Annotated in this window: 9 protein-coding genes; 7 read left to right on the forward strand and 2 right to left on the reverse strand. The window is 45.9% G+C overall.

Translation table 11 applies throughout. The annotated features are described in order from the left end of the window. On the forward strand, positions 1 to 1,809 hold a 1,809-nt coding region (locus A3757_RS08150), incomplete at its 5' end, for an ATP-dependent helicase (RefSeq protein ID WP_068739397.1). A 12-nt stretch (positions 1,810 to 1,821) separates the two neighbouring features. Here A3757_RS08150 and A3757_RS08155 read toward each other — a convergent pair. Further along, positions 1,822 to 2,220 (reverse strand): acyl-CoA thioesterase, encoded by a 399-nt coding sequence (locus A3757_RS08155; RefSeq protein ID WP_068514412.1) that lies wholly within the window; start codon positions 2,218 to 2,220, stop codon positions 1,822 to 1,824. Positions 2,221 to 2,580: 360 nt separating this feature from the next. Here A3757_RS08155 and A3757_RS08160 point away from each other — a divergent pair, with 360 nt between their 5' ends. The 5 genes from A3757_RS08160 (at position 2,581) to phoU (ending at position 9,401) form a co-directional block, all read left to right on the forward strand. Further along, on the forward strand, positions 2,581 to 3,549 hold the full coding sequence (locus A3757_RS08160) for a PstS family phosphate ABC transporter substrate-binding protein (RefSeq protein WP_068514415.1): 969 nt from the start codon (positions 2,581 to 2,583) through the stop codon (positions 3,547 to 3,549). Positions 3,550 to 3,705: 156 nt separating this feature from the next. Next, complete coding sequence (locus A3757_RS08165; protein WP_068514474.1) at positions 3,706 to 5,988, forward strand: ABC transporter permease subunit; 2,283 nt, start codon at positions 3,706 to 3,708, stop codon at positions 5,986 to 5,988. Between the two features lie 11 nt (positions 5,989 to 5,999). Continuing rightward, entirely contained in the window at positions 6,000 to 7,664 is a 1,665-nt protein-coding gene (pstA, locus tag A3757_RS08170) for a phosphate ABC transporter permease PstA (protein WP_197469946.1), read from the forward strand. A 72-nt stretch (positions 7,665 to 7,736) separates the two neighbouring features. Then, the gene (pstB, locus tag A3757_RS08175; RefSeq protein ID WP_068514420.1) at positions 7,737 to 8,609 is read left to right on the forward strand and encodes a phosphate ABC transporter ATP-binding protein PstB; all 873 of its coding nucleotides are present in this window, start codon (positions 7,737 to 7,739) and stop codon (positions 8,607 to 8,609) included. A 69-nt stretch (positions 8,610 to 8,678) separates the two neighbouring features. After that, positions 8,679 to 9,401, forward strand: a complete 723-nt coding sequence (phoU, locus tag A3757_RS08180; protein WP_304438889.1) for a phosphate signaling complex protein PhoU — start codon at positions 8,679 to 8,681, stop codon at positions 9,399 to 9,401. A 60-nt stretch (positions 9,402 to 9,461) separates the two neighbouring features. On the opposite strand, the gene A3757_RS08185 is transcribed toward phoU, so the two are convergent. Next, positions 9,462 to 10,328, reverse strand: coding sequence for a YicC/YloC family endoribonuclease (locus A3757_RS08185; RefSeq protein WP_068514428.1), 867 nt, complete (start codon positions 10,326 to 10,328; stop codon positions 9,462 to 9,464). A 151-nt stretch (positions 10,329 to 10,479) separates the two neighbouring features. Between A3757_RS08185 and rph the strand changes: the two genes are divergently transcribed. Then, on the forward strand, positions 10,480 to 11,196 hold the full coding sequence (gene rph / locus A3757_RS08190; protein ID WP_068553802.1) for a ribonuclease PH: 717 nt from the start codon (positions 10,480 to 10,482) through the stop codon (positions 11,194 to 11,196). Positions 11,197 to 11,762 lie beyond the last annotated feature (566 nt).

Here is an 11,762-nt window from a genome sequence, read left to right on the forward strand (position 1 = left end):
TACGTTGAAGCAGGCCACCAGTTTATCGAATCCGTTAAAAATGGCCTGCTGTCACCTCAACAAACCCTCTATGATCTTGATTTGAGCGATAAGTTCGGCTTTCTTCCTCAATTGTTTGATGTCTTCGAAAGCTGGCGAAAACACAACGCCAGAATCAGCTACACGGATATGCTTTACGATACCGTGATCGCTATTCAGCAAAATCCCTCTTTAGAAAAGCTTGTTAGCAACAAGATGGATATTGTGCTGGTCGATGAATACCAGGACACCAACGACCTTCAGCACGCACTGTTAAGCTATATCGCAGGGGACCGCGCCAAAGTGACCGTCGTTGGCGACCCTGATCAGACGATATACGAGTTCCGCGGCGCAAAACCCGAATACATCATTAACGGCTTTTCCCAACAGTTTCCAGGGACGCAGAAGCTCAATTTGAGCTACTCATTCCGCTATGGGCATTGCGTTTCTTTATTAGCGAACCACCTGATTTCCCACAACTCAGGGCGACAAGCACTGCTTTGCAAATCACATGAGTCAAACCCCTCTACCCGGGTAGAAGTACACAAGTCTAAAGATGACCCCAAGACAGTGATTGATATCCTCTCAGGCACCCCTTCTCAGGATTTGTCTCAGTATGCAATTCTCACGCGAGTTTGGAGTCAGACGGTGGGCATTGAGCTCGCGTTGTTAGAAGCCGGCATCAATTACCATATGGATGGCTACCCCGGTGTATTCCACTCCAATGAAGCGCAAAGTATTTGCGCACTGTTGGAGTTGGCATGTGGACACTTTAAAACCATGTCTACTGAGCAACGGGCTTTGAAACTGGACCTTCTGTTTCATTTTCCACATGTGGGTTTACCCGACACACAGATCAAGGCCTTTTGTCATACACTTGCTCAGCATGACAGCAATTGGGGACAATTGACCAAGGAAGCCATACCTGAAGATATTAAGCGTATACAAGCTATAAAATTAGAACGGCTGGCAAGAGCACTGAATGCGCTAGAGAACAAACCGCAGCCCTTAGCCGCGACCTTTGCAAGCTATTTTAATGAAACTGAATTATATGAAGGGATTCGTTCTCTTAGCCTGAGCCACGATCATGCAGAGGAAAAAGTCGCCTCAATTCAGGGAATTGCCCGCTTTCTAGCTCAACACAAGCTTAGCCTCGAAGATACGCTCAAGCTTTTTATTAAGCTACAACAAGACTCCGAGCAACATAACCATAAGACTAAAAAAACCGATACGGTCCAGCTATCGACCATTCATCGCGCAAAAGGCCTCGAGTGGAAACAAGTCATTATTCCCGGTCTCAACAACAAAACCCTGCCCTATACCTACAAAGATGAAATGCTAAGCAAAGCCTTGCTCGAAAGTGAAAGGCGTCTGTTATACGTCGCAATGACGCGTGCCAAAGAATGCTTACACCTCCTTATTCCTGAAGATGTTTCGAACAGCAAAGCTCAAATTTCACGTTTCCAGCATGAGCTTAATATCCCGCAAAGCACAGCGTTGGGAAGTGCTCTGGATAGTAAGCAAATAGAAGTCGCATTAGGCAAACCAAGTCGTATTACGAGGCAATATGCAGAAGAGTTACGGTGCACCTTGGTCGCTAGTGATATGGCTTCAGAAAATACTTCAACGAGCAGTGCAATATGGTTCGCAAATACGGTTAAGCATGTAGTACTTGGCTTAGGTTGGGTAAAAGAAGAGTCAGGAAATGCTTTTTCAGTCGAATTCGAAGATAAAGAGCTACGCACATTCAGTAAAGAAACAGCAGATCGCTTCTTTACTGTATTGGACTAGGCTTTCAAGCGCCTAATCGCTATTTGGTAGCGCCCTGATACCGCCCATTTCATCAATGGCCACATAGATAAAAACAGCTTCGGTAATCTTACGGGTTTGACTACCTCGTGTATCGGTTCCGAAAACCTCTACTCGAATTTTCATCGAACTACGCCCGGTATCCATTAGCTCGGTATAGCAACTTACTTGGTCACCGATAGAAACTGGCGATAAAAACTCTACTCTTTCAATCGCAACAGTCGCTGAGCGGCCTTTAGATATCTGGCTCGCTGCGGTCGCTGCGGCCAAATCCATCTGTTCCATTAACCAGCCAGCGTAAATGTCACCATGTACATTGGTATTACGAGGCATCGCAATGACTTGCAAAGTCAGACGACCCGAAGGCCCCAAACCCGATTCAGATGAATTCATTTGATCTCTTTCCTTTAATAAAGCGGCTTGCTTTCAGTATAGCCAAGATCGGAAAAGTGCCAGTGAAAATCATACACATGTGACCAAAACTTGAACTGGCCCCGAATATTTCATTTTTTGTCATAAAAATTGGTCAATGCCGAAGCGACTTTCTTAGATTTAGCTATCTAAGCAATACAACAACTCCCCGCTAAGCCCCGTAGATATGGGATCTAACAGTTTTTTTACATTCTTATGACACTTATGTGACAAACAAGACGGAGCTGTCACATAACTGTAACATTGCATCTTTATAGTGGCCTCATCAAGAAAGTAAGCAAACAAATTTTTCGGCAATTAAGCCACTTAGGAGCACTCAAGATGATAAAGAAAATAGTTAGTATCTTAGCCCTCAGTACATTAGGTGCTGTGAGCACTGCACACGCAGATGTTGATCCAAACCTTCCTAAATACGAGAAAGCCAGTGGCGTTTCAGGCAACCTTTCAAGTGTTGGTTCTGATACCTTGGCAAACCTGATGACACTTTGGGCCGAAGACTTTAAGCGTAACTACCCAAATGTAAACATTCAGATTCAAGCAGCGGGTTCTTCAACTGCGCCTCCAGCTTTGACTGAAGGTACCTCAAACATTGGCCCAATGAGCCGTATGATGAAAGACAAAGAGCGCGGCGCATTCGAAAAGCGTCACGGTTATGCGCCAACAGCCGTTCCAGTTGCAATCGATGCATTAGCAGTATTCGTAAACAAAGATAACCCAATCAAAGGTTTGACTATTCCTCAGATCGACGCGGTTTTTTCATCTACTCGTAAGTGTGGCTTCGACAAAGAAGTAAAAACTTGGGGTGACTTGGGTGTGACGGGTAACTTGGCTGGCCAAACTGTTCAGCTTTTCGGTCGTAACTCTGTATCAGGTACTTACGGTTACTTCAAAAAGAAAGCACTATGTAAAGGTGACTTCAAGAACAACGTAAATGAGCAGCCAGGTTCAGCATCAGTTGTTCAGGGCGTATCTGAGTCTATCAACGGTATCGGTTACTCAGGTATCGGTTACAAGACTGCATCTGTTCGCGCACTACCACTTAGCAAAAAAGCAAGCCAGCCATTTGTTGAAGCGACTTCAGCAAACGCGGTAACAGGCAAATATCCACTATCTCGCTTCCTATATGTTTACATCAATAAAGCGCCTAACAAAGACTTGTCTCCACTTGAAGCAGAGTTTGTTAAGTCAGTATTGTCTCAGCAAGGTCAGGAAGTTGTGGTAAAAGACGGTTACGTTCCACTACCTTCAAAAGTTGCTGAAAAGAGCTTGAAGGAACTTGGCCTACTGTAAATAACACAGGCTACTTCCGTCAGGGATGACGGTTACAAATTGTAATATAATAAAAAATCTTCTCACCATTCTATGATGAGGAGATTTTTACTTTATAATACGCGCACTTTTTACACGCTAAATCTTATTCGCAAAGATAATCTGGACATGACGACTATGAATAAAGCTGCTGTATCTGAGCCACCTAAGCTCGACTTTGATAGCCCTAAACTCGTACGCTACCGTAAGATTAGGAAGATCAAAGACCAGGTTGCAAGCACCTCTATTGGCATGGGAGGAGGCAGTGTCATCTTGGCGATCACGCTGATTTTCTTCTATCTGCTTTATGAAGTTATGCCATTGTTCGAGTCGGCTGAAATTGAGGCCGTCAGTGAATACCAAGTTCCAGCAGCAGACTCAGGCACAACGCTATACTACGCCATGGAAGAGCAAGCTGAAAAAGCCCTTCGTGTGACGGATCAGGGCAATATTATCTTCTTCAATACGCAAGACGGCAGCGTTGTCAGTAATCAGCGCCTACCCATCCCTGAAGGCGTTAGTGTCACAAGCGTCAGTGCTGCAGAGCCCGCCAGTCGCACTATTTTGGCAGGTTTGAGTAATGGCCAAATTATTATCGTTAAGCACAGCTACAAGATCACCTATCCAAACGATAAGCGCCTTATTACGCCTTATATCGAGTTTCCCTTTGGCGAAGAGCCAATGGATATGGACGAATCAGGGCACCCAATTACATTTGTCTCATTATCATTAACTGAAGACGCCATTTTGATCGTTGGCGCGAATGATCAAAGTGAACTGTTCTCAACTCGCTTCTCAAAAGAAGAAAACTTCATGACCGGTGAGGTAATGCTTGAAGCAGAGCCTGTTAGCATGCCGACATTGAATAGTGAACCAAAGTTCGTCATCGCTGAACCCGGTATGCGCTGGGTTTTTGTAGCATCGGAAAAAGACATCAACATCTTCGACCTGGCCGATAACGAACAGGCGACCATTAACGGCACCGTTCATTTGCCCGAGAACAGAGACATTATCGGCATGGAACTTTTACTTGGCGGTTCCTCTATATTGGTGACTGAGTCCGGCGGGATTGTTTCTCAATGGTTTATGGTTCGTGACGACAACAACCACTACTCATTACAGCGAATTCGTGACTTCTCAATTGATGAAGATTCTACGGCAGAAATCACATCAATCGCCATTGAACACCGCCGAAAAGGCTTTGCCTCGGTAGATGATAGCGGCACCATTTCTTTGTTCAACACGACTGCTCACAGCACAACATTAGAGAAGAAAGTAAGCGACGCCGCCATCACACATGCCAGCATCGCACCTCGCGCTAACTATGTATTAGTCGAAAATGAGCAAGGTCAGATTAGCTTCTGGCACATTGACAACGAACACCCTGAAATTTCTTTCTCAGCCCTATGGCAAGAAGTTTGGTACGAAGGGTACCAAGAGCCAGAGTACGTTTGGCAGTCTTCAGCCTCTAACAACGACTTTGAACCAAAGTACAGCCTGTCGCCACTTGCCTTTGGTACATTAAAAGCAGCATTTTACGCTATGCTAGTCGCGACGCCACTTGCTATCTGCGGCGCGCTATATACGGCTTACTTCATGGCACCCGCACTGCGTCGTAAAGTGAAGCCTTCGATAGAACTTATGGAAGCACTACCGACGGTTATCCTCGGTTTCTTGGCAGGTCTGTTTTTCGCGCCATTCATGGAAGATCACTTACCAGGCATCTTTGCTTGGCTCTTGATTACCCCGCTCTCTTTACTTGCGTTTGGCTTCATTTGGGTGAACTTACCCGACCGAATTAGACACGCCGTACCGGAAGGCTGGGACCCCGTGCTGTTAATTCCGGTTATCTTGTTAGCCTCGTGGTTCAGTATCGAAATTAGCCCGGTATTGGAAGTCGCCTTCTTTGGCGGCGATATGCGGTCTTGGTTGACCAATGAAATGGGCATCGATTTTGACCAGCGTAACGCCTTAGTCGTGGGCGCCGCGATGGGCTTTGCCGTCATTCCTACTATCTTCTCGATTACTGAAGATGCGATTTTCAGTGTACCGAAGCATTTGAGCTATGGCTCTCTGGCATTGGGTGCTACCCAGTGGCAAACCATGACTCGCGTCATTCTTCCTACGGCAAGCCCGGGTATCTTCTCTGCTGTAATGATCGGTATGGGTCGTGCAGTTGGTGAAACCATGATCGTATTGATGGCAACGGGTAACACGCCAATCATGGATGTGAATATTTTTGAAGGCATGAGAACCTTGTCTGCCAACATCGCAGTTGAAATGCCAGAATCCGAAGTCGGCAGTACACACTACCGTATCTTGTTCCTGGCAGCCTTTGTATTGTTCCTCTTTACCTTTGTTGTTAACACCTTTGCTGAATGGGTTCGTCAGAGCCTTCGTTCTAAGTACAGCGTAATTTAAGGATTAAAATCATGAGAGTACCTTTAAAGAAATGGTTTAAAGACGGCGATCCTTGGGTTTGGTTAAACGCTGGCGCGGTCGCAATCAGCTTGGTGATGGTCTTTAGCCTGTTAATCCTGATCGCTTCACGTGGTTTAGTGCACTTCTGGGCACATGATGTCGTCGAGGCTGATGTAGAAAACCGAAATGGCGGTACCTATAAAATCATGGGTGAGCTGGTCGAAACAGAAAGTGTTTCTGCTGTTCAGCTGAGAGAGGCTGGTTACAAGGTTCCTCAAGGCGTCGAGTTTATGGATCGTCACCTGCTTAAAATGGGTAACCGGGATGTAACGGGCAGTGACTTCCGCTGGGTATTGGATGCCTCCTTAAGTAATCGTCATTACCCTGAAGATATTATCGCAATGGAACGTCGCGAATGGGGTAACTTCTACGGCTACCTTAAAGATGTAAAAGAAAGCGGCCAGGTTGTCGCCTCTGGAAATGGCGCATGGGATGAACTGAGCAAGCGTATCGAACGTGCATTGAGCATTCATGATGAGATCTATACGATCGAAAAGGCCGAGATCGGCAGCATCAACAGCCAAATCGAGCGTTTACGCCTAAAAGAGCGCTCTTATGAGCTAAACAATGAGCTAACAGCTCAGCGTCAATTAGCGCTTAAAGAAGAACGCGCAGCGCTCGATAATCAATACAAAGGGCTGCAATCACGCCTGAGTGATTTATACACGCAAATCAATCGTGACAGTCTCGTCGCAACAACAGCGGATGGCCAAGAGCGAGAAATCGAGATAGCCCACGTTGTTCGCGCATTCCAGCCTAACAAAATGTCGCTGGCTGAGAAGATCTCCTTCTATATTGAGAAGCTAGTTGAGTTTGTTAGCGATGACCCGCGTGAAGCCAACACAGAAGGCGGTATCTTCCCCGCTATTTACGGTACGGTTTTGATGGTAATCGTCATGTCTATCATGGTGACACCACTAGGCGTTATCGCCGCTGTTTACTTGCGTGAATATGCACACCAGGGTGCAATTACCCGAATTATCCGAATCGCGGTTAACAACCTCGCCGGTGTTCCCTCTATCGTATACGGTGTATTTGGCCTGGGCTTCTTTATTTACTTCCTGGGCTCAGGTATTGATCAGGCCTTCTTCCCTGAGGCATTACCCGCGCCGACGCTAGGTACCGGTGGTTTGTTATGGGCTTCAGTCACGCTAGCGATCCTGACATTGCCAGTGGTTATTGTAGCGACTGAAGAAGGCTTATCACGTATTCCAAGATCCATTCGTGAAGGTAGCCTGGCCTTGGGCGCAACCAAAGCTGAAACACTCTGGCGTGTCGTACTACCTATGGCAAGCCCTGCAATGATGACCGGTGTTATTCTTGCGATTGCTCGTGCAGCGGGTGAAGTTGCGCCATTGATGCTGGTAGGTGTGGTTAAGCTAGCGCCTTCATTACCGCTAGATGGCAACTACCCTTATCTGCATTTGGACCAGAAGTTTATGCACTTAGGCTTCCATATCTACGATGTTGGCTTCCAGAGCCCTAACGTCGAAGCGGCACGACCACTTGTTTACGCAACCTCGCTATTATTGGTTATCGTTATTGCAATGCTAAACCTAAGCGCAGTCGCGATTCGTAACAAGCTACGTGAGAAGTACAAAGCATTAGAAGTTTAACTAGCGCCTGAAATGGTTTGAGTTTTAATAATTATTGAGTTAACTGGATAGACACCAGAAAGAGATATGACTATGCAAAATGATACAAATGATTCGACGACACAAGCAGGCGCACAAACCGAAACTAAGACGCACGCTATCGATATCAGTTCACTACAGCGTAAGTCTGCAGCTCTAAAGCTGGAAGACGAAAAAATTGCACTAACCGTTGACGATTTACGCTTATGCTACGGTGAAAAAGAGGCCCTTCACGGCGTAAATATGCAGATCCCACAGAACCGAGTAACGGCTTTTATCGGCCCATCGGGTTGTGGTAAATCGACATTATTGCGTTGCTTCAATCGCATGAACGATTTGGTTGATGGCTGTAGCATCACCGGTAAAATCATGCACGAAGGTAAAGATATCTACCAACGTAAAGTCGAAGTGGCTGAACTTCGTCGCCGCATTGGTATGGTATTCCAGAAGCCAAACCCTTTCCCAAAGAGCATCTATGAAAACGTCGCTTATGGCCTGCGTATTCAAGGAATCAACAAAAAGCGTATTCTAGATGAAACAGTAGAATGGTCTCTACGTTCTGCAGCACTTTGGGATGAAGTTAAAGATCGTCTTGATGATAGCGCATTGGGTCTATCCGGTGGTCAGCAACAACGTTTGGTGATCGCACGAACCGTTGCTGTTAAACCAGATGTATTACTGCTTGATGAACCCGCTTCAGCCTTGGACCCATTGTCTACGCTGAAAATTGAAGAACTGATTCACCAGCTAAAAGATGACTATACTATCGTTATCGTAACCCACAATATGCAGCAGGCTGCTCGTGTATCTGACTACACGGCGTTTATGTATATGGGCGACTTGATCGAATTTGGCAACACTGATGAGCTGTTTACCAACCCACGTAACAAGCAGACTGAAGACTATATAACCGGTCGTTACGGTTAGGTTTAGGACTATATCAACTCGCTACATGACACTATGCTGCATTAACGGATAAAAGAGGCAAATATGAGTATTACAACAAACGACGGCCACACTCAGCACATTTCCCAGCAATTCAATCAGGATTTATCTGAGTTGCGTAACCAGTTGCTAAATATGGGCGGTATCGTACAGCGTCAAGTATCTGATGCAGTAGAAGCTCTTATCACCAACAATAGCGAACTCGCCGATACGGTCCGTAACAAAGACCAAGAAGTTGACGCAATGGAGTTACTGATCGACGAAGACTGTACCCAGTTGATTGCACGACGTCAGCCGGCAGCGAGTGACCTTCGCTTAGTCATTTCTATCATCAAAATGGTTGCAGATATCGAACGCATTGGTGATGAAGCCAGTAAGATTGCCAAAATGGCAATCCGCCTGACTGAAGAGGGCAAAGCACCTCGCGGCTACGTCGAAATTCGCCACATCAGCGATCATGTTGGTCAAATGGTCAATGGTGCACTCGATGCCTTTGCACGTTTCGATATCGATATGGCACTGGATATTATGAAAGAAGACCATGCTGTCGATGCCGAGTACAAGTCAGCGGTTCGCTCACTGATGACCTTCATGATGGAAGACCCTCGCAGTATCTCCCAGATTCACAGCGTTATGTGGGTACTACGTGCCTTGGAACGTATCGGTGACCATGCGTGTAATCTGGCTGAGCACGTGATCTACATCGTAAAAGGTAAAGATGTGCGTCATATGCCGATTAAGCAAGCTGAGCAGCTTGTTGAGTCTTCCAAGTAGTTAGTTCAAAAGAGTGCCCTAGGCTTTGCCTTGGCACTCTCTGTTTTTGCAAGTAGCGCTCTACTCTACATTCTGTACTTGCTCGCGCATCTGCTCGATCAAAACTTTCAACTCTACCGCCGCTTTTGTGGTGTCTGTTACGATAGACTTAGATGACAAGGTATTGGCTTCTCGGTTTAACTCCTGCATAAGGAAATCAAGACGTCGCCCCACCGGCTCCTTTTTCTTCAGTACACTTCGTACTTCAACTACATGAGCATCTAAACGATCAAGCTCTTCAGCCACATCAGTTTTCTGCGCTAGCAAAACCATCTCTTGTTCAAGGCGTTCATTGTCCATTTGTACAGAAGCTTCTTCGAAGCGCTTCTTCACTAATTCGCTTTGCTTTTTAAGAATATCTGGCAACCAGGCGCGCACTTCTTTAACGATATTTTCAATAGCGACTAAACGCTCTTCAAACAGAGGCTCTAGCTGAGTGCCTTCACGTTGACGGTTTTCCAATAATATTTTTAAGCAGGCCTCAAAGGACTCATTGGCTTGTGCCAACAGTTGCTGGCGGTCACCTGACTCATTATCAATCACGCCAGGCCATTGAAGCACCGAGATCGCATCAACCGGTGCGACGTCATCAAATAACTCATTTACCGAACGGCAGGCTTCACTTAACTGAGCGAGCACTTCAGCATTCACCTTCAAGCCATCAGCTTTACGGTTACTGGGCTGCCACTTTAAGGAACAGTCTAGCTTGCCCCGAGATAAGTACTTACGCATCAAGGATCTGAGTTTAGGTTCCGCTTCACGAAACATATCCGGTATTTTTAAGTGAGGCTCGAGATAACGATGATTGACCGTTCTTAGCTCCCACGTTAATACACCTTGTTCACTTTCAAGTTCTAAACGTGCAAATCCTGTCATGCTTTTCAGCATTGGTACTTCCCCACTTAGCTCAGTTACGTATGTTCAAATTGATTTACGAATTCTACTCGCTAGGCACTTAGAAACCCACCTTTAAAGTGATAAACTTGCCGGCAAATTTTCCCGGTACCCCTTTATTTAATTCCCCAATAGGAAGAACTTTATGAGACCAAGCGAACGCCAACCAGATCAAGCACGCGAGATTAAAATCACCCGAAACTACACAAAACATGCTGAAGGCTCTGTCCTGGTTGAGTTTGGCGACACCAAAGTTATCTGTACTGCCTCAATAGACGAAAAGGTACCCCGCTTCCTAAAAGGTGAAGGACAAGGTTGGTTAACCGCTGAATATGGCATGCTGCCTCGCTCTACCGGTTCACGTATGATCCGTGAAGCAGCAAAGGGTAAACAAACAGGTCGTACCGTCGAAATTCAGCGTCTAATCGGTCGCTCATTACGCGCCGCTGTTGATATGAAAGCACTCGGCGAACGCACCATTCAAATCGATTGCGATGTTATCCAGGCAGATGGAGGTACTCGTACAGCGTCTATCTCTGGGGGCTGCGTGGCACTCATGGACGCTCTTCAAGGCTTGGTAGATGCAGGAAAACTGAAAGAAATCCCGCTAAAGCAAAAGATTGCGGCGATTTCTGTAGGCATCTACAAAGGTACACCCGTTCTCGACTTGGACTACCCGGAAGACTCAGAAGCAGAAACTGATATGAACGTGATCATGACAGACAAAGGCGGCTTTATCGAGATTCAGGGCACTGCTGAAGGTGAAGCGTTTGAAGAGTCCGAATTTAATGCCATGTTAGCACTAGCGAAGAAAGGCATTAACGAGATATTTGAATTACAAGAAGCTTCTCGAAACTCGTAGAGAAAGCCTAGAATAAAAAAAGGGATGGTAGCAAAACCATCCCTTTTTTTATTCTGATCATCTAGTTACATGATAAGTATAAGTGATATTGATCCCCTCATTCGTTTCAAATCTAATATCCGTCCATCCTCTAATAACAAGATTGGTGAGTGTTTATCACTAAATATATTGGCAGGTCAGTAGACTGGTAATCATTATAATGTTGATATATTCTGCACCAATGCTGTCACACTTTTATATTCTGACAAGGAAATTAGCAATGCAACTGAAGCAACTGACATCCCTACTCTTCATCTTCAGCCTGACACCTCTTAGCCACGCTGATGCCTTTGCCGAAATGGAAGCTGACTCAAGCAGAGAAGCTAGCACTTATGCTGAGCTTGATGCGGAAACAGGAAGCTGCCTCACAGAGTTACGTGAGAACANCCAGCGAGCAACGAAAATGTTAGCTGTACTAAAAAAGAAGAAGAGTAAGATCGCCAAGCTGGAAGGTAAAGTCGAGAGCCTGACGGCTAAGCTGATTGATCGCTCTGGGCCAAAGGCTTGTGTTACCTCCGCGCTAAACC

This window comes from Oleiphilus sp. HI0117 (genome assembly GCF_001635235.1).

Coding starts and splice junctions, on each gene's coding strand:
- A3757_RS08155 (WP_068514412.1), bottom strand. CDS start 2,220: ATGAATTCATCTGAATCGGGTTTGGGGCCTTCGGGTCGTCTGACTTTG.
- A3757_RS08160 (WP_068514415.1), top strand. CDS start 2,581: ATGATAAAGAAAATAGTTAGTATCTTAGCCCTCAGTACATTAGGTGCT.
- A3757_RS08165 (WP_068514474.1), top strand. CDS start 3,706: ATGAATAAAGCTGCTGTATCTGAGCCACCTAAGCTCGACTTTGATAGC.
- pstA (WP_197469946.1), top strand. CDS start 6,000: ATGAGAGTACCTTTAAAGAAATGGTTTAAAGACGGCGATCCTTGGGTT.
- pstB (WP_068514420.1), top strand. CDS start 7,737: ATGCAAAATGATACAAATGATTCGACGACACAAGCAGGCGCACAAACC.
- A3757_RS08185 (WP_068514428.1), bottom strand. CDS start 10,328: ATGCTGAAAAGCATGACAGGATTTGCACGTTTAGAACTTGAAAGTGAA.
- rph (WP_068553802.1), top strand. CDS start 10,480: ATGAGACCAAGCGAACGCCAACCAGATCAAGCACGCGAGATTAAAATC.